General features: G+C 62.3%; 18 protein-coding genes and 2 pseudogenes. 10 read left to right on the top strand and 10 right to left on the bottom strand.

Annotated features, from left to right (window positions below; translation table 11 throughout):
- Position 1 precedes the first annotated feature (1 nt).
- The 4 genes from nudC to R3355_RS09505 all read right to left on the bottom strand — a co-directional run bounded on the left by nudC (position 2) and on the right by R3355_RS09505 (position 5880).
- Positions 2-832, bottom strand: a complete 831-nt coding sequence (gene nudC / locus R3355_RS09520) for an NAD(+) diphosphatase (protein ID WP_318960975.1) — start codon at positions 830-832, stop codon at positions 2-4.
- Positions 833-2512, bottom strand: a complete 1680-nt coding sequence (locus R3355_RS09515) for a ferrous iron transporter B (RefSeq protein ID WP_318960974.1) — start codon at positions 2510-2512, stop codon at positions 833-835. It lies immediately after the preceding gene.
- Positions 2513-2556: 44 nt separating this feature from the next.
- Entirely contained in the window at positions 2557-3369 is an 813-nt protein-coding gene (locus tag R3355_RS09510; RefSeq protein WP_318960973.1) for a crotonase/enoyl-CoA hydratase family protein, read from the bottom strand.
- Positions 3370-3609: 240 nt separating this feature from the next.
- On the bottom strand, positions 3610-5880 hold the full coding sequence (locus R3355_RS09505) for an Orn/Lys/Arg decarboxylase N-terminal domain-containing protein (protein ID WP_318960972.1): 2271 nt from the start codon (positions 5878-5880) through the stop codon (positions 3610-3612).
- Between the two features lie 338 nt (positions 5881-6218).
- On the opposite strand from R3355_RS09505, the gene pfkB reads away from it, so the two are divergent.
- Positions 6219-7172 carry a 6-phosphofructokinase II gene (pfkB, locus tag R3355_RS09500; RefSeq protein WP_318960971.1) on the top strand — a complete coding sequence of 318 codons (954 nt, stop codon included), beginning with the start codon at positions 6219-6221 and terminating at the stop codon, positions 7170-7172.
- A gap of 112 nt (positions 7173-7284) precedes the next feature.
- On the opposite strand, the gene R3355_RS09495 is transcribed toward pfkB, so the two are convergent.
- The 4 genes from R3355_RS09495 to R3355_RS09480 form a co-directional block, all read right to left on the bottom strand.
- A complete protein-coding gene (locus R3355_RS09495; protein WP_318960970.1) occupies positions 7285-8517 on the bottom strand; it encodes a DUF3422 domain-containing protein in 1233 nt (410 codons plus the stop codon).
- Positions 8518-8758: 241 nt separating this feature from the next.
- Positions 8759-9487 carry a DNA polymerase III subunit epsilon gene (gene dnaQ / locus R3355_RS09490; RefSeq protein ID WP_318948278.1) on the bottom strand — a complete coding sequence of 243 codons (729 nt, stop codon included), beginning with the start codon at positions 9485-9487 and terminating at the stop codon, positions 8759-8761.
- Entirely contained in the window at positions 9480-9932 is a 453-nt protein-coding gene (gene rnhA / locus R3355_RS09485) for a ribonuclease HI (RefSeq protein WP_318960969.1), read from the bottom strand. The genes dnaQ and rnhA overlap by 8 nt, the downstream gene beginning before the upstream one ends.
- A 45-nt stretch (positions 9933-9977) precedes the next feature.
- Positions 9978-10736, bottom strand: a complete 759-nt coding sequence (locus R3355_RS09480) for a methyltransferase domain-containing protein (protein ID WP_318960968.1) — start codon at positions 10734-10736, stop codon at positions 9978-9980.
- 76 nt (positions 10737-10812) lie between these two features.
- On the opposite strand from R3355_RS09480, the gene gloB reads away from it, so the two are divergent.
- Together gloB and R3355_RS09470 are read left to right on the top strand one after the other, a co-directional pair.
- Positions 10813-11586: a hydroxyacylglutathione hydrolase gene (gloB, locus tag R3355_RS09475; protein ID WP_318948305.1), complete on the top strand. Its 774-nt coding sequence runs from the start codon at positions 10813-10815 to the stop codon at positions 11584-11586.
- A 100-nt stretch (positions 11587-11686) separates the two neighbouring features.
- Positions 11687-13243 carry a LysM peptidoglycan-binding domain-containing protein gene (locus R3355_RS09470; protein WP_318960967.1) on the top strand — a complete coding sequence of 519 codons (1557 nt, stop codon included), beginning with the start codon at positions 11687-11689 and terminating at the stop codon, positions 13241-13243.
- Between the two features lie 6 nt (positions 13244-13249).
- On the opposite strand, the gene R3355_RS09465 is transcribed toward R3355_RS09470, so the two are convergent.
- Entirely contained in the window at positions 13250-14689 is a 1440-nt protein-coding gene (locus R3355_RS09465; protein ID WP_318960966.1) for an HDOD domain-containing protein, read from the bottom strand.
- Between the two features lie 152 nt (positions 14690-14841).
- On the opposite strand from R3355_RS09465, the gene R3355_RS09460 reads away from it, so the two are divergent.
- From R3355_RS09460 to fabI, 7 genes and pseudogenes are all read left to right on the top strand, one after another.
- On the top strand, positions 14842-16671 hold the full coding sequence (locus R3355_RS09460; protein WP_318961067.1) for an extracellular solute-binding protein: 1830 nt from the start codon (positions 14842-14844) through the stop codon (positions 16669-16671).
- Positions 16668-17276: pseudogene (locus R3355_RS24320) on the top strand (ABC transporter substrate-binding protein); the annotation flags it as partial. The gene R3355_RS09460 and the pseudogene R3355_RS24320, both read left to right, overlap by 4 nt.
- 321 nt (positions 17277-17597) lie before the next feature.
- Positions 17598-18833, top strand: a pseudogene (locus R3355_RS24315) (extracellular solute-binding protein); the annotation flags it as partial.
- 1 nt (position 18834) lies between these two features.
- Positions 18835-19908: a microcin C ABC transporter permease YejB gene (locus R3355_RS09450; RefSeq protein WP_318948289.1), complete on the top strand. Its 1074-nt coding sequence runs from the start codon at positions 18835-18837 to the stop codon at positions 19906-19908.
- 1 nt (position 19909) lies between these two features.
- Complete coding sequence (locus R3355_RS09445; protein ID WP_318948291.1) at positions 19910-20929, top strand: ABC transporter permease; 1020 nt, start codon at positions 19910-19912, stop codon at positions 20927-20929.
- Position 20930: 1 nt separating this feature from the next.
- Positions 20931-22544 (top strand): ABC transporter ATP-binding protein, encoded by a 1614-nt coding sequence (locus R3355_RS09440; RefSeq protein ID WP_318960965.1) that lies wholly within the window; start codon positions 20931-20933, stop codon positions 22542-22544.
- A 30-nt stretch (positions 22545-22574) separates the two neighbouring features.
- Positions 22575-23369, top strand: coding sequence for an enoyl-ACP reductase FabI (gene fabI, locus R3355_RS09435; protein ID WP_318948295.1), 795 nt, complete (start codon positions 22575-22577; stop codon positions 23367-23369).
- 62 nt (positions 23370-23431) lie between these two features.
- Here fabI and R3355_RS09430 read toward each other — a convergent pair whose 3' ends face one another.
- Entirely contained in the window at positions 23432-25306 is a 1875-nt protein-coding gene (locus R3355_RS09430) for a SurA N-terminal domain-containing protein (protein WP_318960964.1), read from the bottom strand.
- Positions 25307-25386: the final 80 nt, after the last annotated feature.

Here is a 25386-nt window from a genome sequence, read left to right as displayed (position 1 = left end):
ACTAGACCGTCAGCGACGGCTCCGGCAGCCCTAGCCGCTGCGCCACGTAGACGTCGATCAGGTAGCGGGCGATCGAGCGTGGCGCCGGCAAGGGTGGCAACTGGTGCACGCTGAACCACTGCGCATCCTCGATCTCGTCGACCTGCATGACGATCTCGCCAGCCGCGTATTCGGCATGGAAGCCGAGCATCAGCGAATGCGGGAACGGCCAGCCCTGGCTCCCCAGGTACTGCAGGTTCTTGATCTCGACCCCGACCTCTTCGTGCACCTCACGCGCCACGCACTGTTCGACCGATTCGCCGGCCTCGACGAAACCGGCCAGGGTGCTGTAGACGCCGGGGACGAAACGCGGCGATCGGGCCAGGAGGATTTCATCGCCGCGGGTGACCAACACGATCATGCTCGGCGACAGGCGTGGATAGTGGTGCAGCTCGCAACGCGGGCAATGCATCGCGCGCTCGCCAGCGAAATGCACCATCGGCTCACCACAACTGCCGCAAAACCGGTGCTGGCGCGCCCAGGTGCCGATCTGTGTCGCATAGCCGAGCATCCTGAAGGTATCGGCATCGCCTTGCAGCATGAACTGACGCAGGCTTTGCCAACTGCAACCGGGCATATCGACCGGCTGCTGCAGCTCCAGTAGGTAGATGGCATCACCGTCGAAATGACCGATGCCATGTTCGGCCAGAATTGGCAGCTCCTGCTTTTTCAGCCATTCGCGGGGAAACAACACGCCGTTGCTGTCCGCCAGAAACTGCTGTCGGCAATGTACCAGGGCCCAGCCACCGGGCTGCTGGCTGTCGAGTAAGGCGGGCTGCCAACGCTGGGTCATTTATGCGGCTACCGGTAAGCCCAGGGCACGCACGCTGTCTGCGGCCAGGTCGAGCACGCTGGGCTGGGTTTCCGGGCGCATTACCGCGCCCGCTTCCAAGTAGTATTCAAGACTGCTGAGTGCGTCGGCAAGGGTTTCCAGCATTTGCTCGGAAGGCATCTGTGGCGCTTCGAACATCTGCTTCTGGATGTATTCGGCGCAGGCGCCGACCAGCGAGGCCGCCCGTTCCTGGCCGAGAAACCACAACCCGCCGCGCACCGCCTGCAGGCTGAACGGTACATTGGACAGGTGCATGCGATCGCCGTCGGCTTCCAGGTAGGCGGTGATCGCGCGCTTGGCCAGCGCCAGGCCGCCGCGGGCCTCGTCGACCACGACGATGCGGGCCTCGTTGAGCTGGTAGTAGGCGAAGGATTCGAGCTCCTTGCCCGGCGCCTGCGCCCCTGCACTGTGGTCGCGCCGCTCACCGCGCTCCAGACTGGCGACCATGCCCTCGACATAGAGCACGGCATCGGCCAGCTTGAGCAGCTCCTGCTGTTGCGGGGCGCGCTCCTCGCTCCAGCCGGCAACCGTCTGCAGTTGCGCATTCAGCGCATTGCCCGCCGAACTGAGGCCGACCATGCCCAGGGTCTTGCTCAGCTTGCCGAGCAACGCATGCAGATTGCCGAGGCTTTCGGCCTGCACGGTGCCCCGTTCGATCAGGTCGAGCATGTCCTTGACGCTGGTCAGCTCTTCACGAATGGCCGAACTCAGCGAGCGCATGACCGCCTGTCCAGGGCCGGCCAGGCGCTGGTATTCCTCTTCGAGCAGGTGATCGGTGAAAGGCAGCGAGGTCAGGCCAAACAGCTCGCGTACCGGCGTGACCACAGGCCCGCGACTGTCGGCCAGGGCCACCAGATAGAGCAGTTCCTTGAGCAGGCTGCGCGGCGTCTCGTACAGGCTGTTGGCGAGTACTTGCTTGAGTTCGCGATCAATCCGCGAGAATAGGTGCTTGCGCGACTTGCGCGTCAGTAGCTGACCCTCGAGCTGCGCCTCCACCGCCGCGGCACCGATCCAGCACAGACGGCCCCGCGGCTCGTTGGCGTAGAGGCTGTCCAGCCGGGTCATGGCACGGCCCATAAGCTTCAGGCTGGCCTGCGGGTTCTGTTCGCGGATGAAACCGAGCAGGCCCACCTGATACATCTGGCGCAAGCGCCGCCCTTCGATTTCCTTGGCCGCCGCATCCAGGGCGGCCGGCGCGGTGCGCGGGCGTGCATGGTCGAGGCGTACGCTGAAGAAGAAGCTTTCCGGCAGCGCCGACTGGCCGCCGGCCTGGCGCAGGTCATTGATTGCCGGCAGCAGCAACTCGGGCATTTCCTGGCGGTGCACCTCGATGTTTTCCAGATAACGGCGCAGCACATGCAGCGCGTTGCTCAGCGCCGAGAGCTGCACATCGCGCTCCTCACCGGCGCCGGCGGGAATGTCGGTGGCCTGCTCGAGCACTTCCTGAGCGAGCAACTCGGCACCGGTCAACTCGACCAGGTTGAGCGTGCCGCGGACCTGATGAAGGCTTTCCACCGCCTGTTGCAGCAGGCTGCCGTTATGCCGCTCGGCAATGAAATGCTCGAGGCTCGACTCGGCCTCCTCCATGGTGGTGAACAGTTCGTTACGCACCAAACTGAGTGACGTGGCTCCAGAAACCATGCGCTAGTGCGCCTCCCGCGCCGGTAGAGAAGACAGTGGTCGCATCAGTCGGCGAACTCCGGCTTTTGCTTGCTCATGTGCGCGGCCATGGCCACGCGCAAGTCGACCGATTGCAGCATCGCGGCGTTCCAGGTGGCGATGTACTCGAGGCCATCGTCGACCCGGTGGTCGCGCATGTAGCGAATCATTTCCTTGGTACCGCGCACTGCCACCGGGGATTTCGCGGCGATTTCACCGGCAATGCCCATCACCCCCTCGAGCAGCGCGCTGGCGTCGGCGAAGGTGCGATTGACCAGACCGATACTGCGCGCTTCTTCACCGCCGATGGTGCGCCCGGTGAAGGCCAGCTCGCGCATCATGCCGTCGCCGATGATCCGTGGCAGGCGCTGCAAGGTACCAACATCGGCGGCCATGCCGATGTCGATTTCCTTGATCGAGAATTGGGCGTCAACGGTCGAGTAGCGCATATCGCAGGCCGCAATCAAGTCGATGGCGCCGCCCAGGCAATAGCCCTGGATCGCCGCCAGTACCGGCTTGCGGCACTGGTCGACGGCATTGAAAGAGGCTTGCAGCTCGAGGATCTTGCGCCGCAGCTTTTCCGCGTTGCGACCGACATCCGGGCCCATCTGACTGCCCAGCTGAGCCAGCATCATCAGGTCGATACCGGAGGAAAAATGCTTGCCAGCACCCGACAGTACCACCACCCGCACCTCGTCCGTGGCGTCGATCCAGCGAAAGATCTCGATGATCTCCGTCCAGAACTCGGCGTTCATGGCGTTGATCTTTTCCGGGCGGTCGATCACCACGTGGGCGATCTTATCTGCCAACTCGACACTAAAGGCTTGGTAGTCGGACACGGCAGTCATCCTCAGCAGCAAAACGGCGCGCACGCGCACAGAGACATTCTTGTGATTACAACCGGGCAACTATAACAAGCACGGCCTAAATGTCGATGCCGGCCTCTGTGACGCAGAACACGCCATTGGACTTAAGCAGCGTTTTGACTGTTGGCGGTAACCACTTGATCTAGTGGAGATAGTCCGGCAGGGCCGGTGACGGCTGACGCGTTGTCCAGCCGACAACGCGCCAGTCGCACTTCAGAGCTTGATGCAGTCCACCGTGTAGGCGTTGCCGTCCGGCCCTTCGTTGCGTTGCAGGCCGTGCACGTCGGCGTCGAAGCCGGGGAAGCTGCGGTCGAAGGTGCGGGCAAACTCCAGGTAATCGATGATCGAGCGGGTCGCCGGGGTAAAGCGCTCGCCCGGCATGATCAGCGGGATACCCGGCGGATAGGGCACCAGCATGACCGCGGCGATGCGCCCGTCGAGCCGGTCGATGGGCACGGCCTCGACTTCGCCGCGCACCAGCTGGTTGTAGGCATCGGCCGGCCTCAGGGCGATTTCCGGCAACACCGTGTACATACGCTTCATCGCCTTGGCCGTGGCGTTCTCGCCGTAGCAACGGTGCAGCGCATCGCACAGGTCGCGCAGGCCCATGCCGTGGTAGTGCGCGCCGCCCGCCTTGGCGATCGAGGGCAAGGCGACCGTCAGTGGCAGGTTGACGTCATAGCTGCGCTTGAACTCCAGCAACTCGGTGAGCAGGGTGCTCCACTTGCCCTTGGTGATGCCCATGGAGAACAACACCAGGAAGGAATACAGGCCGGTCTTCTCGACCACCAGGCCCCGTTCCCAGAGGAACTTGCTGACCACCGCCGCAGGAATCCCGCACTGATCGAGCTTGCCACCCGCGGTCAGACCGGGGGTCACCAGGGTGACCTTGATCGGATCGAGCAGCACATAGTCCTCGGCCACCTCGCCGAAGCCGTGCCACTCGGCTTGCGGCTGCAGCAGCCAGCTCTCGGTCGCCACCTCGTCGACGCCCTCGGCCTGGGGCGGCTGCCAGATGCTGAACCACCAGTCGTCGACGCTGAGGTTCTGCCGCAGATTGGCCAGGGCCCGGCGGAAGCTCAGCGCCTCGTCGAAGGTTTCCTGGATCAGCGAACGCCCGGCCGGGCCTTCCATCATCGCCGAGGCCACATCCAGCGACGCGATGATGCCGTACTGCGGCGAGGTCGAGATATGCATCATGAAGGCTTCGTTGAAGCGGTCGCGGTCCAACTGGCGCGCACCGCCATCCTGCACATGGATCATCGAGGCCTGGCTGAACGCCGCCAGCAACTTGTGCGTGGAGTGGGTACTGAACACCAGTGGCGCATTGGCCGTGCGGGTCGTGCCCATGCCATAGCGCCCGGCATAGAACTCGTGGAAGGCCGCATAGGCATACCAGGCCTCGTCGAAATGCAGCACCTCGACGCTGTCGCCCAGGGTCTGCTTGATCAGTTCGGCGTTGTAGCACAGGCCGTCGTAGGTCGAGTTGGTTACCACCACCAGCTTGACCATGGCTCCGCTGCTGCTGGGCACGCGGCCGCGGGCCAGCGGACTGGCGTCGATCTTCGCCTGGATCGACTCGCGGCTGAACTCGGACAGCGGGATCGGCCCGATGATGCCCAGTTCGTTACGCTCCGGGCACAGGTAGAGCGGAATCGCGCCGGTCATGATGATCGCGTGGAGGATCGACTTGTGACAGTTGCGGTCGACCAGCACCAGATCGTCGCGGCCGACCATGCCGTGCCAGACGATCTTGTTGGCGGTCGAGGTGCCGTTGATCACGAAGTAGGTGTGGTCGGCGCCGAAGTTGCGTGCGGCGCGGGCCTCGGCCTCGGCCAGGGGGCCGGTGTGATCGAGCAGCGAGCCCAGCTCCGGCACCGACACCGAGAGGTCGGAGCGAAGGGTGTTCTCGCCGAAGAACTGGTGGAAGGCCTGGCCGACCGGGCTCTTGCGATAGGCCACCCCGCCGCCATGGCCGGGGGTGTGCCAGGAGTAGTTGGATTGTGCAGTGTGTTGCACCAGCGCCTTGAAGAACGGCGGCAGCAGGCAGTCCAGATAGTTGCGCGCGGCGCGGGCGACCTGGCGGGCGAGGAACGGCACCGTGTCCTCGAACAGGTAGAGGATGCCGCGCAACTGGTTGAGGTCGGCCATCGCTTCGGCCGGCGCGTTCTCGATGGTCACCTGTTCGCCGAGGGCGAAGATCGGCAGCTGCGGCGCCCGCCGCCGGGCGATGCGGATCAGCTCGACCATGTCCTGCAGCAGGTGCTTGTTCTCCCCCGCGCCCTCGGCAGTCACCAGGATGCAGGCGAGGCCGTGATGGGTCGAGGCGACGATGCGCCCCTCGGCCGAGCTGGCGGTGGAGAGGATGCTGAAACCGTCCTGCTCCAGCTCGTGGGCGATGGCACGCACCCGATCGCCGGCCACGGTGTCGGCCTTGATGTCGCGGTGCACGATCAGTACGGGAAACTTGAGGTCTTTATACATGGGGGCAATCCGGCATCCGCTGAGCGATTGGGCAACGGCACTCAGTAAACACCATGCAATGACCTTTTAGGAAACCGGGCCGTTGACCTCGGTAATGCTTTGTCGCATTTTTGAATCATTGCAGGATCCGTGGCCTTATCGAGTCGCGGATTGCCCGGTTTCGACAACCCTGTGACAACCGCGGCGGTCAGAGCTTGCGAAAGAAGCGAACGCCGCTGTAGCGGGAGGTTTTTCACAGCCGCTGAGTGCCGACTCCTCCTCCCAGGCACTATCTTTATCCTCGAGGCCAGCCAATGAGCGCGGCCAGGACGGCCATCCAGCGGCCCGGGGAGTCTTGCATGACCAGCATCGTTACCCTGACCCTCAGCCCGGCACTCGACAGCGCCACCAGCATTGCGCGCCTGTGTCCGGACGCCAAGCTGCGCTGCAGCGAACCCCGCTATGCACCCGGAGGCGGCGGCATCAACGTCGCTCGGGCCATTCACCAACTCGGCGGCAGTGCGCTGGCGCTGTTCCCGGCCGGCGGCCCCACCGGCCTGCACCTGGCCGACCTGCTGGCCGCAGAAGGCATCCCGTGCCAGACCCTGCCGATCGACGCCTGGACCCGTGAATGCCTCAACGTGGTGGAGCAGGCCAGCGCCCAGCAGTACCGCTTCGTTCTGCCCGGCGCCCGCCTGAGCGAGGCCGAGCAGGCGCAGCTGCTGGCGGCGCTGGACGACCTGCCCGAACTGGACTATCTGGTGATCAGCGGCAGCCTGCCCGCCGGGATCGCCGCGGACTTCATCCCGCGCCTGCTGCAAACCGTCGCGCAACGCGGCGCCCGCAGCATCCTCGACAGCTCGGGAGATGTATTACGCCAGGCGCTGGACTTCGGCGGGCTGTACCTGATCAAGCCCAACCTCAACGAGCTGCGCGCCCTGAGTGGCGAGGACATCGACGAATCGGATCAGCTGGCCGGGGTGGCCCGCGGCCTGGTCGAGGCCGGCAAATGTACCGCCGTGCTGGTCTCGCTCGGTCCCCAGGGCGCGCTCCTGGCGACCCGCGAGCTGACCGAGCGGATCAATGCGCCGACAGTAAGGAAGCTCAGCACCGTGGGTGCCGGCGACAGCCTGGTCGGCGCCGTCACCCTCAAGCTGGCCCTGGGCGCCAGCCTGAGCGAGGCGGCACGCTACGGCGTTGCCGCTGGCAGCGCGGCGATCATGACCGCCGGCAGCGAACTGTGCCGCCGCGCCGATACCGACCGGCTATTTGCCTGGTTGCAGGCGCGCGAAGCCGCTGGCGCACCGGACTAGCCGCCCGCGGGCTGCAACTCGCCGCAGACCGTGCGCCATGGGGTGGCACAAATCCTGGCGGCGCCACGCTCTGCGCGCGAGGCCCGACAGATCGGCATGTCCAGACGACCGCCTAATGCCGGGCCGCGACCTTCAGGCGCCGGGCCAGCAGCAACAGGGTCAGCAGAAACAGTGGCGCCAACAGGGCGAACAGCACCTTGCTGGAGAGCGGCGTACCCAGCGCCGCCAAACCTTCCAGGGTGAGCTTGAGCAGGCCGACCAGGTAGTAGCTGATGGCGATCAGGGAGAAGCCCTCGACCGCCTTCTGGATTTTCAGCTGGGTGCTGGTGCGCGCGTTGAGACTCTCGAGGATCTTGCTGTTCTGCTCTTCCACCTCCACCTGGGCCCGGGCCTGCAGCAGGTCGCCGAGGTTGGCGATGCCGCTGGCCAAACGGTCGAGGCGGCGTTCGGTGGCGACGCAATAGCGCACCGTCGGCTTGAAGCGCCGCTCGATGAACACGCCGAGACGCTGACTGCCGCCGACATGCCGCTCGCGCAGTTCGCCAATGCGCTCGAAGACGATCTGCGCATAGGCCTCGGCAGCACTGAAGCGTGGCCGGCAGGCGGCGCCACAGCGCATCAGGCGGGCGGACAGTTCGGTGAGGGCGTCGAGCAGTTCCTTGGCCTCGCTATTGCCCGCCCCGGCATTGCGCTCGGCCAGACGGATCAGGCTGCGATCCAGCTCCTGCAGGGTGACGCCGATGTTCTGCGCGGTGGGCAGGGCCAGGGAGGCCAGCATGCGATAGGTTTCGATCTCCAGCAGGCGGCGGATCATGCGGCCGAGGCGGTAGGCATTCAGGCCCCGGTTGATCAGCAGGATGCGGTTGAAGCCCTGCTCCGACAGGCGAAAATCGCTCCACACCGTGGCATCGCCACCGCCCACATGGGAGCCGGCGGGATCCTTGAAGCCATAGGCCGCGGGATCGTCCAGCGCCTCCTGCGCGTCTTCGACCAGTACCACCAGGGCATTGATGATCAACGCCTGATGGGTCTGCAGCAGGCCGCGCAGCGGCTCTGGCAGCTCGGCCCAGAGCGGCGCCTGTGGCGTGCGCGGCACCACCCAGGTCAGGGAGAGGAATTCGCTGTGGCGCTCCCACTTGAACGGGTGGCCGTCGATCCGCAGCAGGCCATGGCGCGAGGCGCCATGGCTGTGCCGATCGGCCAGCCCTTCGAGTTGGGCGATGATCGGATCGATGCAAACACCGTCGTCCAGCAAGGCGAAATGGTAGACATGGGCCGGGCCGTCGAAGTAGATCGACGGCCGGGCATGCAGCTCATCGTGCAGGCTTTCTCGTAGCGGGTGCATGGCAACTCTCTGCGGCGGAAAAAGGTGACCTAGAACTTTCTAGACTCACCCCGCCCGCCGCTGGACACATCCGCATAACCCGCGCACATCTGTGGCGTTGATCACGAACGAGCGGTAGTGCGCCCAGGCAACGCTCGAAAAACCCCAGCTGCTGCGGCTCGATGATCGGCGGCGCCGGCAAACAGGCCCAGCCGGCGGGCGCTGCCGAACAGCTTTGCCAAACAAGATCTGTCGGTTCGCCCTAAGGCTCCAGCGTCGCCCACAGCGCCGGGCCGCCGGCCGCTTTTTCGATCGCCGCCAGGCGTGCAGCATGCGCTTCCAGCTCGGCCTGGGTGGCGCGCACCACCAGGGTGGGCGAACGCTCGGCAGGCAGGCGGCGAATCGCGCTGGGTTGCTGGCGACCATTGCTATCGCCCTCAGAGCCATCGCCGGCCAGGGACAGATTGGTCTGCCCGCCGGTCATGGTCAGGTAGACATCGGCGAGGATCTCGGCATCGAGCAAGGCGCCGTGCAGGTCGCGGCCGGAGTTGTCGACGCCATAGCGCTTGCACAGGGCATCGAGACTGTTGCGCTGCCCCGGATGACGTTCGCGGGCCATCAGCAGGGTATCGAGAATCGAGCAATGCTCGCTGATGTCGGCGCGATCCTGCTGCTTGATCAGGGCGAATTCGTTGTTGATGAAGCCAACGTCGAACGCCGCGTTGTGGATGATCAGCCGCGCACCCTTGATGAACTCGAAGAACTCGTCGGCCACTTCCTTGAAGCGCGGCTTGTCCTGGACGAAATCGTTGGTGATGCCGTGCACCGCAATGGCGCCCTCGTCGATCTCGCGATCCGGCTGCAGGTAGACGTGGAAATGCCGCCCGGTCAGGCGCCGGCCCATCAGCTCGACACAACCGATCTCGATAATCCGGTGACCATCGGTGACCGGCATGCCGGTGGTTTCGGTATCCAAAACTATGCTACGCACGTTGCAATCCTCTCACTTCCTCGACACCACGGTTGGCCAATTGGTCGGCACGTTCGTTCCCGGGGTGGCCGGTATGACCGCGCACCCACTGCCAGGTCACCTTGTGCCGGTTGACCTGCTCGTCCAACTCGCGCCACAGATCGGCATTTTTCACCGGCTGTTTGGCGGCGGTTTTCCAGCCGCGTTTTTTCCAGTTCGGCATCCAGTCCTGGATACCTTGCATGACGTATTGCGAGTCGGTCACCAGACGCACGTCACAGGCACGCTTCAACTCGGCCAAAGCGCGAATCGCCGCAGTCAGTTCCATGCGGTTGTTGGTGGTCTCGGCTTCGCCGCCCCAGAGTTCCTTTTCCACGCCCTTGAAAATCATCAGCGCGCCCCAGCCACCGATGCCGGGATTGCCCTTGCAGGCACCATCGGTGTAAATCTCGACTTGTTCATTCATGCAGAGCCAATCTCTCAATAAATTCCGCTCGGCAGGCCCTAAGACTTACGGCTTCGGCTCGCGGCGACTGACCTTGGCCACCGGCATGGGCACCAGCTTGCCCATGGGCGCTCGTTGCGTCTGCCGTGACGGGCGCAAGCCGATCACCAGCTTGCGCGCCACCAATATATAGAAGCCGCCTCCTGGCGATTGCCAAGCGTCGCCCCAGGCTTCCAGCGGAGCCAGACGAGCCTGCCAGGCAGTGGAAGCAAGCGGCGGACGATAGCACCCGAAGCGGCGTTTCTCCAGCGCGAAGCCCAACAGGTGAAGCCAATCACTGACCCGATTGGGTGCAATGCAACGAGCCTGACGCAGGGCATCGCGGGCGAACAGATGGCGTACGCCCCAGGCACTCATCGGATTGATGCCGACCACCAGCAGATGGCCGCCCGGGCGCACGCTGTGTGCCGCCTCGCGCAACAGGCCATGGGGCGACAGACTGAAGTCCAGGCCGTGCTGCAGCAACACGACATCGGCGGCATACTCGGTCAGCGGCCAGGCTTGTTCTTCGCAGACAATTTCCACCCCACTGAAGGGCGCACCGACCCGCACGCTGCGCTGGATCTGTGCGGCATTCGGCGAAGCTTGAGCGGAAGGGCCGTAGTGCACCATGTAACCGCCAAAGAAACGTGCCAGCTCTTCCTCGAGCAAGCGCTGTTCGTCCTCCAGCAGCAACTGCCCATAGGGCCCGTTGAACCAGTGGCGTGCCGTGCCGATAAGTTTGAGCCAATCGGCATCGGCCTGAGCGAAAGGATGATCGGACATAAAGGATTACCTGCGTAGCCAGCACCGCCAATGAGTCCTAAGATGCACCTTTATGACCTGCTTAGCGACCCGCCTGATGATAAAGATCGACGCCCTGCCCGCCTTCTCGGACAACTATATCTGGTTGCTGCAAGACCTCGAACAGCGCCGTTGCGCGGTAGTCGACCCCGGCGATGCGGCGCCGGTACTCGCCTGGTTGAACAGCCATCCCGGCTGGCAATTGAGCGATATCCTGATCACCCACCATCACCCCGACCATGTGGGTGGCATCCAGCCGTTAAAGGTGGCCACCGGGGCACGGGTACTCGGCCCGGCGCACGAACATATCCCCGCACGCGATCTGGCATTGCGCGAAAGCGACGAGGTCGAGGTGCTCGGTCAGCGCTTTCGGGTGATCGAAGTACCGGGTCATACCCTGGGGCATATCGCCTATTACCAGGCCGAGCAGCACTGGCTGTTTTGTGGCGACACCCTGTTCGCCGCCGGCTGCGGCCGTCTGTTCGAAGGCAGTCCCGCACAAATGCACGACTCGCTCAGCCGCCTGGCCGCCCTGCCCGGGCAAACCCAGGTGTACTGCACCCATGAATACACCTTGAGCAACCTGCGCTTCGCCCAGGCGGTCGAGCCAGACAACCCGCAGATCGCCCAACGGCTGAAGGAAGTCAGTGCCTGGCGCGCCGAAGGGCGCATCAGCCTGCCCTCCAACCTGGCCCTGGAGTGCGCGACCAACCCTTTTTTGCGTAGCGCCGAAGAAGCGGTCAAGACAAGGATTGACGAACATGACGGCCCGCAGAAACGCTCGCCCAGCGAGGTTTTCGCGCGTCTGCGGGCATGGAAGGATAATTTCTAAAAAGTCGATAACACCGCAAAGAAAGTGGTTAAAACTTGACCACTCCGGCATCGGTTTCTAGAATTGCCCGATCTTTGCCTCGGGAAGCCCCAGCCAGCTAATGCCTTTATCACCACGCAACACCTTGAATTTAAAGGCATTAGCACAAGGCGCACAGGCGCTGGTGGTGGTGTTTTGTGTAACCCTGGCCGGCTGCCAGACCACGGGCAAAAATACCGAGGATAGCGGCCGCGACACAGACCTGACCGTGGGTCTGGAGCGCGAACCCGAATGGCTGACCGCCAGTCTCGCCCCGGCTGAGCCCGAGGATATATGGCAGCGCGTCCGCGACGGCTATCAAATGCAGGACGAGATCGGCATCAACCCGCGCATCGAGCAACAGCGCCTGTGGTTCGTCAGCAACCCTGCTTTTATCGAAAAATCCGGCGAGCGCAGCAGCCCCTATATCCACTACATCGTCGAACGTCTGGCCGAACGCAACATGCCGATGGAGCTGGCGCTGCTGCCGATGATAGAAAGCGCCTACAACCCCTTCGCCTATTCCCACGCCAATGCGGTCGGTCTGTGGCAATTCATTCCCTCCACCGGTCGGTATTTCAACCTGCGCCAGACCAGCTGGTACGACGGACGCCGCGACGTCACTGCGTCGACCAATGCGGCGTTGGACTACCTGTCACGCCTGCATGAGATGTTCAACGGTGACTGGCTGCTCGCCCTGGCCGCCTACAATGCGGGCGAAGGGCGCGTCAGCCGGGCCATCGAGCGCAACCAGAAACTCGGCCTGCCGACCGACTACTGGAACCTGTCACTGCCCAAGGAGACGCAGAACTATGTACCCAAGCTGCTGGCCCTGTCACAGGTAGTGATGTCCCCGGAAGCCTACGGCGTCGCACTCGAACCGATCGTCAACGAGCCCTATTTCGAGGCGGTCGTGCTCAAGCAGCGCATGGACCTGTCCAGGGTTGCCGCCATGGCCGACCTGGACGAAGACGAGTTGTACCAGCTCAACCCGGCCTTCAAACAACGCATCACCCTCGACGGCCCGCAACATCTGCTGGTGCCGACCGCCAAGGCGGAACTGCTGGCTGCCAACCTGGCGCTGATGAAACCCCAGGACCTGGTGGACTGGCAGCAATACAGCGTCCGCTCGGGCGACAGTCTCAGTGGCATCGCCAACCGTTACCACCTGACGGTCGGCACCCTCAAAGATATCAACAAGCTGTCCGGCAATCATTTGCGCATTGGCCTGGTACTCAGCATACCCGCACAACCGGGCGTCACGCCGAAGGAGCCGCTGTTCCAGCCAGTTGCCGCTCGTGCCACCGGCTCACGCAATTATCGGGTGAAAAAGGGCGACAGCCTCTGGCAAATCGCCAGCACCAACCAGGTCTCGGTGCGAGATGTAAAACGCTGGAACAAGATCACCGGCAACACCCTGCGTGTCGGCCAGACCCTGGCCTTGCACGGCAGTCAGTCGCCAACGACATCAAGCGCTAACGGACGTGACACGACCTACTACAAGGTGCGCAAAGGTGATTCGCTGTATGCCATCGCCAAGCGCTTCAAGGTCGAGATGCAGCACCTGCAACGCTGGAATCCGCGCGCCGGCAGCGCCATCAAGCCCGGGCAGACCCTGACCCTGCGCCTAGCGCGTTAACCGCGCTCAAGCCCGCGGGCTCAGCGCCTCCAGGCAACGCCGGGTGAGCTGGGTAAAGCGCTGAAAGGCGACAAACTGCTCATGCTTCAAGGCGCGCCCGGATACCCGGTTATCGGCATAGATCACGCCAATCTCACGATTGCCGGCCAATAGCGGGGCGATAAAGAACATGCCCTGCCCCAGGCGCTGCCGTATCGGCTGGGTCACCAGTTCGTTGAGGCTGTAGCTGGCAGGTACGCCCATCCACAAGGCTTCTTTATTGCGCAACACATAGCTGAAGATGTGCGGCTGCTCGCGCGGCTCGACCGGCAGCAGGAAATCGTTCATCCACCCCTCGGTCCCTTCGCCGACCACCCGTTTGGCCCGAAAACAACGCTGCCCGTCGGCCAGTACCACCAACATCACCCGCTCCAGCCCTGCGCCCTGATGCAGGCCTTTGAGCAGGGTATCGAGAATCAAGCCGAGATCGCTACGGCGAGACGCCATCAAGCCCAGATCCTGCAAGGTTTGCTGCAGAAGTTGCAGATTGGGTTGCAACAGGCGAGCCTTGCGCTGCTCCTGCTGCAGGCGGATTTGTTCGGGATCGGTATTGGGAATCAGACGGCAGAGCTGGCTGGCGCCAAAGGTCGCGGCTACCTTGACCGCTTCATCGGCACTGGCAAGCACTTGCTGCATGGCCTCTTGCGGACTGACCCCGACGAATGTCGCCATCTCATTGACCAACGCCTCCATCGCCGGCGAGTCCCAACCGTCGAGAGCCACCTCGCTGATCCGTGCACCCAGACTGACCGCGCGCACCGCCGGATCGTTATGGTTGATGCTGTTATGCGCCAAGCTGGCAATCTCGCCGATGTTCCAGCCTTTCACCAAACCGTGGGTCAATTGACGGAAACTGGTACCAAGCACCGCACGCACCGCTTCCTCGACATCGACACCCGGCTGGGCCAAGGCGCTGGCCAACTCGTCCGCCTGCTCACCGCCACAGCCCCAAAAGGCCAGTTCACCCAAGTCATGGAGCAAGGCTGCGATGAAGACCTCCTCCTCATGTCTTGACAGCACGTAGCCGGCAATATTGCGTGCCTGCACGGCAGCATGAAACGACCGCGCGAGCAGCTCCTGCAGCTGCTCGCGCGGAGCACGGGTGAGCAAGCCATCGATAAGGCTCACGGAGAGGCTGATCAGGCGTACATTGTCGAAGCCAATCAGGACGATGGCCCGCGAGATGGTCTTGATGGTTTCTTGCGAAGGGTTGTAGTAAGCACTATTGCCGACACGCAGCACCTTGGACGTCAGCGAAGCATCGCGCAGCAGGACGTCCGCCAGTTGCTGCACAGAGGCGTCTTCTTGTTGCGCCAGGCGTTGCAGATCCTGCACCACTGCGGCCAGGGCCGGCAATTCGGCCTGGTTCAGACGATCAATCCATGCCTGCAGACCATGGCTACGCATATCCAAGTTCAAGGCCTCGTTGTGATTAATCGAAAGAGAGTAATAATGTCCGCATACCCTGCCAATAGACTCGGCCTTTTTCCTGCGGATACAAGCTGTTACTGTACCGGACAAGAAGCCCAAAAGCCGCTCCGGATCGGATCTTTCACTTGATACGTCCCCTCCTCTCGCTAATCCTCAGCTTGGTCATCGTCTCTCCCGTGTGGGCGGCCGTCAGCGAAAGCCACGGCTATGCGCAGTTTGGTGCCCTTAAATACCCGGCCAACTTTACCCATTTCGACTGGGTCAATCCCGACGCCCCTAAGGGCGGTACGATGCGGTTCATGGGTATGGGCACCTTCGACACCCTCAATGCCTACACCTTCAAGGGCACCAGCCCGATTTCCACCGCCAACTTCCTCCAGTACGGCGTCACCGGACTCAACGAACCGCTGATGGCCGGCACCGGCTATTACGACCCTTCCGGCGATGAGCCGACCTCCAGCTACGGCCTCATCGCCAAGTCGGTCGAGTACAGCGAAGATCGCAGCTGGGTGGTGTTCAACCTGCGCCCGCAAGCGCGCTTCCATGACGGCAAGCCGATCACCGCCTATGACGTGGCGTTTTCCTATCGGCTGCTGCTCAAAGAGGGACACCCGCAGTACCGTACCAGCCTGCAGGAAGTGAAGCGGGTCGACATCCTCAATCGCCACCGCATCCGCTTTGTGTTCAAACGCTCGGGCAACCCGCTGCTGATCCTGCGCCTGGGCGAATTGCCGGTACTGCCGCAGCATTACTGGAAAGACCGCGACTTCAAGGCCACCACCTTCGAGCCGCCGCTGGGCAGCGGCCCCTACCGCATCACCGAGGTCAGCCCGGGGCGCAGCCTGACCTTCGAACGGGTGAAGAATTGGTGGGGGGAGAAACTGCCGGTCAATCGCGGCAAATACAACCTCGATCGGGTCGAGGTGGAGTTCTACCGCGATACCCATGTGGCCTTCGAAGCGTTCAAGGCCGGTGAGTTCGACTTCTATATCGAGCACCAGGCGAAAAACTGGGCCAACGGCTATCGCTTCCCGGCGGTGGCGCGTGGCGAGGTGATTCGTGCCGAGATCCCGCACCAGATTCCCACGCAGACCCAGGCCTTGTTCATCAACAGCAGGCGGGCGACTTTCGCCGAGCGCAAGGTACGTGAAGCCCTGGGGCTGATGTTCGATTTCGAGTGGACCAACCGTGCACTGTTCAACAGCGCCTATGTGCGCGCCAAAAGCTATTACCCCAACAGCGAGTTCTCCGCCACCGGCACACCCGAAGGCGCCGAATGGCTGATGCTGTCGCCCTATCGCAAGCAACTGCCGAAACGCTTGTTCAGTGAACCCTTTGCAATGCCGCAAACCGATGGTCGCGGTATCCCCCGGGAAACCTTGCGCCGCGCCCTCGGTCTATTGGCCGAGGCTGGCTGGAAACCGTCCGGCCAGTATCTGCTCAACGCCAAGGGCCAACCGCTGCAGTTCGAGATTCTGCTGGTCAACCCGAACCTCGAGCGCATCCTCCAGCCGTTCACCGAAAACCTGGCCAGCATCGGCATCCAGGCCAACCTGCGTACCGTCGATCGCGCGCAGTACAAACAACGCCTGGATCAATTCGACTTCGACATGATTCTGCTGACCCTGCCACAAACCCTCAGCCCGGGCCTGGAGCAATGGCTGTACTTCCACTCCAGCCAGGCAAAGGTCAAAGGAGGCAAGAACTACGCCGGGGTGAACCATCCGGTGGTCGATGCCCTGCTCGACAAACTATTGTCGGCGCAAACCCGCGATGAACAGATCGCCGCCACCCGCGCACTCGACCGGGTGCTGCTGTGGCAGCACTACAGCATCCCCAATTGGTACATCAACTATCACCGCCTGGCCTACCGCAACCGGTTTGCCTTCGTCACCACGCCGCCCTATACCCTGGGCCTGCGCACCTGGTGGCTGAAACCCACGGAGAATGCCCGATGACGCCGTCTCTGCGCTCATTTCTACTGCATGGCAGCAGCATCGCACTGCTCGCCCTGGCCGGCTTGGCCCAGGCCGCAGGCAAGCACGCCCTGACCCTGTATGACGAACCGCCTAAATACCCGGCCAATTTCCAGCATTTCGACTACGTGAACCCCGATGCGCCCAAAGGCGGCACCTTGCGCCAGGCCGGCTTCGGCGGTTTCGACAGCCTCAATCCCTTCATCAACAAAGGTGTGGCGGCCGATGATATCGGCCTGATTTACGACACCCTGACTCGCCACAGCCTCGATGAACCCTTTACCGAGTACGCCCTGCTCGCGGAAAAAATCGAGAAAGCCCCGGACAACAGCTGGGTGCGCTTCTACCTGCGCCCCGAGGCCCGTTTCAACGACGGCCGGGCGGTAACCGCCGAGGACGTCAAGTTCACCTTCGAAGCCCTGATGACCCATGGCGCGCCTACTTACCGCGGCTACTATGCCGATGTCGATCGAGCCGAAGTCGAAGGTCCCCGCCAGGTACGCTTCATCTTCAAGCATGCGGGCAACCGTGAACTGCCGCTGATTCTCGGACAACTGCCGGTACTACCCAAGCACTGGTGGAGCGAACTGGATGAGCGCGACGCAGCGCAGCAACCGCTGCTGGGCAACGAGGGCATTGTCGACATCGTCGTAGCGCCCGATAAGGCCAGCATCAGCCTGCGCATCCACGAGGATGCCCGCCTGGTCCGCGACGAGAAACCCGACGCCGAACTGCTGCGACTCAACCTGCAAGCGGCAGCCGATTCGCCAAGCGAGGCGTTCAAACCCCTGGCATCGATCACCGGTTATAGCGCGCCAGACAAGCGAACCCTGCGCCTCGAGGTGAAAAAAGGCAGCGCCGAGGCACTGCTGCCCGCGCTCAAACAACTGCAGGTACTGCCCACCAAGCGGAACTTCAGCAAGAGCAATCTGGAGATTCCGCTCGGCAGCGGCCCCTATCAGGTTGCCGAGGTCAAAGCCGGACGCTCGATCCGCTATGAGCGGGTCAAGGACTGGTGGGGCGAGGATCTGCCGGTCAACCGCGGCTTCTACAACTTCGACAACATGCGATTCGACTACTACCGCGACAACACCGTGGCCCTCGAAGCCCTGAAAGCCGGGCAATTCGACTACTGGCTGGAAAGCAGCGCGAAAAACTGGGCCACCGCCTACGACACCCCGGCCGTGGCCAATGGCCAACTGATCAAGGAAGAGATCGACAACCATAACCCCACCGGCATGCAGGGCTTCATCTTCAACAGCCGCCGGCCACTGTTCCAGGACAAACGGGTGCGCGAGGCGCTGGGCCTGCTGTTCGATTTCGAATGGGCCAACCGTCAGCTGTTCAATGGTGCCTACACCCGCACCCGCAGCTACTTCGACAACTCCGAGCTGGCCTCCAGCGGTTTGCCCAGCGACGACGAGCTGAAGATTCTCGAACCACTGCGCGAGCAAATCCCGGCACAGGTGTTCACCGATGAATTCCGCGTGCCCGTCACCGACGGCAGCGGCATCATCCGCGAACAGCAGAGACGCGCCTATCAACTGCTGCAGGAAGCCGGCTGGCGCATCGAAGGCGACCAGATGCTCGACGCCGAAGGCGCGCCGGTCAGTTTCGAGTTCCTCCTCGCCCAGACCGAGTTCGAGCGCGTGCTGCTGCCGCTCAAGCGCAACATGGCCGATCTCGGCATCGACCTGGTGATTCGCCGGGTCGACGTGTCGCAGTACATCAACCGCCTGCGCTCGCGGGATTTCGACCTGATCGTCGGCGGCTTTGGCCAGTCCAACTCGCCGGGCAACGAGCAGCGCGAATACTGGCATTCCAGCAGCGCCGACAACCCCGGCAGCCGCAACTTCATCGGCCTGAAAGACCCGGCCATCGACCAACTGGTAGAAGGCCTGATCAACGCCGATTCACGACAAAGCCTGGTCGCCCACACCCGGGCCCTCGACCGGGTGCTGTTGTGGGGCCATTACGTCATCCCCAACTGGCACATCAAGACCTGGCGCGTGGCCTACTGGAACCGCTTCGAACACCCGAAAGTCACCCCCCAATACGACGTCGGCCTGAATACCTGGTGGGCTCGCCCGCAACAGGAACCCGCCGCCACGGACAACGCCACAGCCGCGAGCACGGAGCAATAAGATGCTGGCGTATATCTTTCGTCGCCTGTTGCTGATCATCCCCACCCTGTTCGGCATTCTGCTGATCAACTTCATCATCATCCAGGCCGCACCGGGCGGGCCGGTGGAACAGATGATCGCCAAGCTGGAGGGCTTCGAAGGCGCCACCAGCCGGATCGCGGGCGGCGGCGCCGAAGTGGCGGTCGCCGGCTCCAACTATCGCGGTGCCCAGGGCCTCGACCCGGAGCTGATCGCCGAGATCGAACAACTGTACGGCTTCGATAAGCCGGCCCCCGAGCGCTTCTGGATCATGCTGAAAAACTATGCACGGTTCGATTTCGGCCAAAGTTTCTTCCGCGACGCCGAGGTGATCGACCTGATCATCGAAAAGATGCCAGTGTCGATCTCGCTCGGGCTGTGGAGCACCCTGATCATGTACCTGGTCTCGATTCCGCTGGGCATCGCCAAGGCCACCCGCCATGGCAGCTCCTTCGATGTCTGGACCAGCTCGGCGATCATCGTCGGCTACGCGATCCCCGCGTTCCTCTTCGCCATTCTGCTGATCGTGGTTTTCGCCGGCGGCAGCTACTTCGATTGGTTTCCGCTGCGCGGTCTGACGTCGAACAACTTCGACGAACTCAGCCTCAGCGGCAAGATCCTCGACTACTTCTGGCACCTGGCCCTGCCCGTGACCGCCCTGGTGATCGGCAACTTCGCCACTCTGACCCTGCTGACCAAGAACAGCTTCCTCGACGAAATCAACAAGCAGTATGTGGTCACCGCCAGGGCCAAGGGTCTGACCAACAACGGCGTGCTTTATGGCCATGTATTCCGCAATGCCATGCTGATCATCATCGCCGGCTTCCCGGCAGCCTTTATCGGCCTGTTCTTCACCGGTTCGCTGTTGATCGAGGTGATTTTCTCCCTCGACGGTCTTGGCCTGATGAGTTTCGAGGCGGCGATCAACCGCGATTATCCGGTGGTCTTCGGCACCCTGTTTATCTTCACTTTGTTGGGGCTGGTCGTGAAATTGATCGGTGACATCACCTACACCCTGGTCGATCCGCGCATCGACTTCGAAAGCCGGGAGGGTTGAGATGACGCTCTCCCCCCTCAATCGACGACGCTTCGAACTGTTCAAGGCGCACAAACGCGGCTGGTGGTCGCTGTGGATCTTCCTCGCCCTGTTCGGCCTGAGCCTGGGCGCCGAACTGATCGCCAACGACAAACCGCTGGCCGTGCGCTATGACGGCGAATGGTATTTCCCGGTGCTCAAACGCTATCCGGAAACCGTCTTCGGCGGCGAATTCCCCCTGCAAGCCAACTACAAGAGCCCCTACATCCAGGAGCTGATCGAACAGAAAGACGGCTGGATGCTCTGGCCGGTGATCCCCTTCGGCTACTCCAGCATCAATTACGAGCTGCAAGTGCCAGCACCGGCACCGCCATCGCGCGACAACTGGCTGGGTACCGATGACCAGGGCCGCGACGTCATGGCCCGGGTAATCTACGGCTTCCGCATTTCGGTGCTGTTCGCCCTGATCCTGACCGTACTCAGCTCGATAATCGGGGTATTCGCGGGCGCCCTGCAGGGCTTCTACGGCGGCTGGGTCGACCTGGTCGGGCAGCGTTTTCTGGAAATCTGGTCGGGCCTGCCGGTGCTCTACCTGCTGATCATTCTCGCCAGCTTCGTCCAGCCTAATTTCTGGTGGCTGCTGGGCATCATGCTGCTGTTCTCCTGGATGAGCCTGGTCGATGTGGTGCGCGCCGAGTTCCTCCGCGGCCGCAACCTGGAGTACGTGCGCGCCGCCCGCGCCCTGGGCATGGAAAACGGGGCCATCATGTTTCGCCATATCCTGCCCAACGCCATGGTCTCGACCATGACCTTCATGCCCTTTATTCTCACCGGCGCCATCGGCACCCTGACCGCGCTGGACTTCCTCGGCTTCGGCCTGCCGCCGGGCGCGCCTTCACTGGGCGAACTGGTCGCCCAGGGCAAATCCAACCTGCAGGCGCCCTGGCTCGGTATCAGCGCCTTTAGCGTGCTGGCGCTGATGCTCAGCCTCCTGGTGTTTATCGGCGAAGCGGCACGCGATGCCTTCGATCCGAGGAAATAAGATGACCCGTTCCGATACCCTTATCGAAGTACGCGACCTGGCCGTCGAATTCGTCAATGGCGACTCCAGGCAACGAGTGGTCGAAGGCGTCAACTTCACGATCCACCGCGGCGAGACCCTGGCCCTGGTCGGTGAAAGTGGCTCAGGCAAATCGGTCACCGCCCACTCCATCCTGCGCCTGCTGCCCTACCCTTTGGCCCAGCATCCGAGCGGCAGCATCCACTATGCAGGACAAGACCTGCTCAAGCTCAGCGAGAACAAACTGCGCAAAATCCGTGGCAACCGTATCGCCATGGTGTTTCAAGAGCCCATGACCTCGCTTAACCCGCTGCACAACATCGAAAAGCAGATCAATGAGGTACTGGCCCTGCATAAAGGGCTGACCGGCAAAGCGGCAACCGCACGAACCCTGGAACTGCTCGAGCTGGTTGGCATCCCCGAGCCGCACAAGCGCCTCAAGGCCTACCCCCATGAACTCTCCGGCGGCCAACGCCAGCGCGTGATGATCGCCATGGCCCTGGCCAACGAACCGGAGCTGCTGATCGCCGACGAGCCGACCACCGCGCTGGATGTCACCGTGCAGCTGAAAATCCTCGAACTGCTCAAGGATCTGCAGGCGCGCATGGGCATGGCGCTGCTGCTGATCAGCCACGATCTCAACCTGGTCAGGCGAATCGCCCATCGTGTATGTGTCATGCAGCAGGGAAAGATCGTCGAACAAGCGTCGTGTGAACAGCTGTTCCATGCGCCGCAGCATCCCTATACCCAGGAGCTGCTCGGTGCCGAGCCTAGTGGCGAGCCGGTGGCCAACCCTGCCGGCAAGCCGCTGCTGGAAGTCGACGATCTGCGCGTCTGGTTCCCGATCAAGAAGGGACTGCTGCGCCGTACCGTCGACTATGTGAAAGCGGTGGACGGGATCAATTTCAGCCTGCCTCAGGGCCAAACCCTGGGTATCGTTGGCGAAAGCGGTTCCGGCAAGTCCACCCTGGGTCTGGCAATCCTGCGGCTGATCGGCAGTCAGGGTGCCATTCGCTTTCAAGGCCAGGCACTGGATGGCTTGACCCAGCAACAGGTTCGTCCGCTGCGCCGACAGATGCAAGTGGTCTTTCAGGACCCCTTCGGCAGCCTGAGCCCGCGAATGACAGTGGGGATGATTGTCGGCGAGGGCCTGCGCATTCATCGTATGGGCACAGAGGCGGAACAGGAACAGGCAATCATCGACGCACTCTTGGAGGTAGACCTGGATCCGGATACCCGGCACCGCTACCCCCACGAGTTTTCCGGAGGACAACGGCAGCGGATTGCCATTGCCCGCGCACTGGTGCTGAAACCGGCGCTGATACTGTTGGACGAGCCGACTTCGGCGCTCGACCGTACCGTTCAGCGCCAAGTAGTGGAGTTGCTGCGTTCATTGCAGGCCAAGTACAACCTGACTTACCTGTTCATCAGCCACGATTTGGCGGTGGTCCGCGCTATCAGCCACCACCTGATAGTGGTCAAGGAGGGTCAAGCGGTCGAACAAGGCTCGGCAGCCGCGATTTTTGCCGCGCCACAGCATATTTATACCCAGCAGTTGCTGGAAGCCGCCTTATTGGCTCCGGGCGCTGCTGACTAAATCCTTAAAGCAGGAAGAGGAAGAACACACATGGGTTTTCTAAGCGGTAAGCGCGTACTGATCGTTGGCGTTGCCAGCAAACTGTCCATCGCCTCGGGCATCGCCGCGGCCATGCACCGCGAGGGTGCCGAACTGGCCTTCACCTATCAGAACGAAAAACTCAAGGGTCGCGTCGAAGAGTTCGCCGCTGGTTGGGGCTCCGGTCCCGAGCTGTGCTTTCCCTGCGACGTCGCCAGCGATGAAGAAATCGCTGCAGCATTCGAAGCCCTGGGCAAGCAATGGGATGGCCTGGACTGCATCGTTCACTCGGTCGGTTTCGCCCCCGGCGATCAACTCAATGGCGACTTCACTGACGTCACCACTCGTGATGGCTTTCGCATCGCTCACGACATCAGTGCCTACAGCTTCGTCGCCCTGGCCAAGGCCGGCCGCGAGATGATGAAAGGCCGCAACGGCAGCCTGCTCACCCTCTCCTACCTGGGTGCCGAACGCACCATGCCCAACTACAACGTCATGGGCATGGCCAAGGCCAGCCTGGAGGCTGGTGTACGCTACCTGGCCGGCAGCCTCGGCCCGGAAGGCACGCGGGTCAATGCCATCTCCGCCGGGCCGATCCGCACTCTCGCGGCCTCAGGGATCAAGAGCTTCCGCAAGATGCTCGCCGCCAACGAGAAGCAGACCCCGCTGCGCCGCAACGTGACCATCGACGAAGTCGGCAACGCCGGCGCCTTCCTCTGCTCCGACCTGGCCTCGGGCGTCAGCGGCGAAATCATGTACGTCGACGGTGGTTTCAACACCACCGCCATGGGTGCAATGGAAGATTGATCGCCGCCCCGTGAATAATAAAAAAGGCCGCTTATAGCGGCCTTTTTTATACTCGACAGCTATCAGAAACGCTCGATATCCGCCCTGGCTTCCAATTGCTTGCGAAATGCCGCGAAGTCCTGCTGACCACTGCGCGAGGCAAGGAAACGGCTATACATGGTCTTTTCTTCATCCGTCAATGGCGCTTCAGGCTCGCTCACGCCATTCAGGCGCACCACCACAAAATCACCATTGCTCAGACTGACTCCGGCAAACGTCGACTGGCCAGCGGCAGCCGGCTTGGGCATGCGGAACAACGCCTGCAGTACAGCCGGCTCAATCCCCTCCTGACTGCGTGTAGCCGCTTCAACCACTTCCCAGACCTGCCCCGACTCAGCCTGCTCAACCGGCGTCTTGCCATCGCTCAAGGCGGCCTGAAGTGCCTCACCCTCAGCCTTGGCGGCTTCACTGGCACGCACCCGGGTCAACTGCTCACGAATACTCCCTTCAACCTGCTCGAGAGCCAGCTGCTCAGGCTTCTTGTGCTCCTTTACACGCAACACCACGGCGGTATTCGGGTCGAGTTCGATGACGCTGCTGTTACTGCCGTCCTCTAGGACCTCGTCGCTGAATGCAGCCTGAATCACCTGACGATTAGCGGCCAGCCCCTCACCACCTTCACGACCGAAGGCTTCGCTTATTTTGATCTCAAGCCCCAGCTCCTGCGCGGGCTGCACCAGGTCAGAGGCTTCGAACGCGGCATCTTCAAGTTGCTTGCTGACCTCGACGAAACGCTGCTCGAGCTTGCCTGTTTTCAGATCACGCACCAGTTTGTCTCGCAGGCTGGCAAAACTCGGCACCTCGGGCGCCTGAACAGCCAGCAGCTTGATCAGGTGCCAGCCGAACTCGCTGCGTACCGGTGCGGATACCTGACCTTCGTTAAGGGCATACAGGGCCTCTTCAAAGGCTGGGTCGTAGACGCCCGGCCCGGCGTAACCGAGGTCGCCGCCATTGGTAGCGGAACCCGGATCGTCGGAAAGCTCCTTGGCCAGCGCGGCAAAATCTTCGCCTTGCTGCAAGCGTTTCTGCGCCTCGTCAATCTTGGCCTTGGCCTGCTCATCGCTGAGCGAGTCGCTTACCTCGACCAGGATATGCGCGGCCTGACGCTGCTCGGCCAGATTGGCAATTTCGTTTTCATAAGCGCTTTGCAGGTCTTCATCGCTGACTTCGACCTGATCGAAGAAGGCATCCTTGTTCAGTTCGATATATTCCAGCACGACCTGCTCAGGCGTCATGAACTGACTGGCCTGTGCATCATAGTAGGCCTTGATGTCGTCATCGCTGAGCTGAACCGCGTCGTTATCGGCCTTCAGGGTCAGGGTCGCGAAATCACGGGTCTGCTTTTCCAGCCGCGCGAAAGCAGTTACTTCCTCATCGGTCACGAAGGCACTGCCGGAAAGGCCCGCGCGCAACTGGCCGATCAGCATTTCCTGCTCGAGCATCTGACGGAACTGCATGCGCGTATAGCCGAGCTGACGGATGACCTGATCGAAACGAGCGGAATCGAATTTGCCATCGACCAGGAACTCGGGCGTTTGCAGAATCAACTGATCGAGTGCCTGCGGGGAAAAGGCGAATTTGGCATCGGTCGCGCCCTGCAGCAATAAAGTGCGCTCGATCAGACCCTTGAGTGCCGCTTCGCGCAGCAACTTCTCGTCCAGCAAAGACGCATCGAAATCACGCCCAAGCTGCTGCAACAACTGACGTCGCTGCATCTCGACGGCTTGACCGAGGTCGTTGATCGTGATTTTTTCGCCGTTGACTTCAGCCGCGTTCTGGCTATTGCTGGTGCCGGTGAAAATGGCTTCGACACCGGTCAGCGCGAGCAGTACCACGATGAGACCGATGATGGTTTTGGCAATCCAACCCTGTGAATTGTCCCTGATATTCTGCAGCATGCTTCCCCCAGAACGACTGTACAAAAAAAGCAGTCGTGCAGTGTGGGTAAAATCCGGATAGAAGAAAGGCGCATCCGAGG

This window comes from Pseudomonas sp., from assembly GCF_033723075.1.
GTDB lineage: Bacteria > Pseudomonadota > Gammaproteobacteria > Pseudomonadales > Pseudomonadaceae > Aquipseudomonas.
This window is presented reverse-complemented; position numbering and strand designations above follow the sequence as displayed.

What these genes read in the sequence shown, in the direction of transcription:
- nudC (WP_318960975.1), bottom strand. Translation starts at nt 832, where the DNA reads ATGACCCAGCGTTGGCAGCCCGCCTTACTCGACAGCCAGCAGCCCGGT.
- R3355_RS09515 (WP_318960974.1), bottom strand. Translation starts at nt 2,512, where the DNA reads ATGGTTTCTGGAGCCACGTCACTCAGTTTGGTGCGTAACGAACTGTTC.
- R3355_RS09505 (WP_318960972.1), bottom strand. Translation starts at nt 5,880, where the DNA reads ATGTATAAAGACCTCAAGTTTCCCGTACTGATCGTGCACCGCGACATC.
- pfkB (WP_318960971.1), top strand. Translation starts at nt 6,219, where the DNA reads ATGACCAGCATCGTTACCCTGACCCTCAGCCCGGCACTCGACAGCGCC.
- R3355_RS09495 (WP_318960970.1), bottom strand. Translation starts at nt 8,517, where the DNA reads ATGCACCCGCTACGAGAAAGCCTGCACGATGAGCTGCATGCCCGGCCG.
- rnhA (WP_318960969.1), bottom strand. Translation starts at nt 9,932, where the DNA reads ATGAATGAACAAGTCGAGATTTACACCGATGGTGCCTGCAAGGGCAAT.
- R3355_RS09480 (WP_318960968.1), bottom strand. Translation starts at nt 10,736, where the DNA reads ATGTCCGATCATCCTTTCGCTCAGGCCGATGCCGATTGGCTCAAACTT.
- gloB (WP_318948305.1), top strand. Translation starts at nt 10,813, where the DNA reads ATGATAAAGATCGACGCCCTGCCCGCCTTCTCGGACAACTATATCTGG.
- R3355_RS09470 (WP_318960967.1), top strand. Translation starts at nt 11,687, where the DNA reads ATGCCTTTATCACCACGCAACACCTTGAATTTAAAGGCATTAGCACAA.
- R3355_RS09465 (WP_318960966.1), bottom strand. Translation starts at nt 14,689, where the DNA reads ATGCGTAGCCATGGTCTGCAGGCATGGATTGATCGTCTGAACCAGGCC.
- R3355_RS09450 (WP_318948289.1), top strand. Translation starts at nt 18,835, where the DNA reads ATGCTGGCGTATATCTTTCGTCGCCTGTTGCTGATCATCCCCACCCTG.
- R3355_RS09445 (WP_318948291.1), top strand. Translation starts at nt 19,910, where the DNA reads ATGACGCTCTCCCCCCTCAATCGACGACGCTTCGAACTGTTCAAGGCG.
- R3355_RS09440 (WP_318960965.1), top strand. Translation starts at nt 20,931, where the DNA reads ATGACCCGTTCCGATACCCTTATCGAAGTACGCGACCTGGCCGTCGAA.
- fabI (WP_318948295.1), top strand. Translation starts at nt 22,575, where the DNA reads ATGGGTTTTCTAAGCGGTAAGCGCGTACTGATCGTTGGCGTTGCCAGC.
- R3355_RS09430 (WP_318960964.1), bottom strand. Translation starts at nt 25,306, where the DNA reads ATGCTGCAGAATATCAGGGACAATTCACAGGGTTGGATTGCCAAAACC.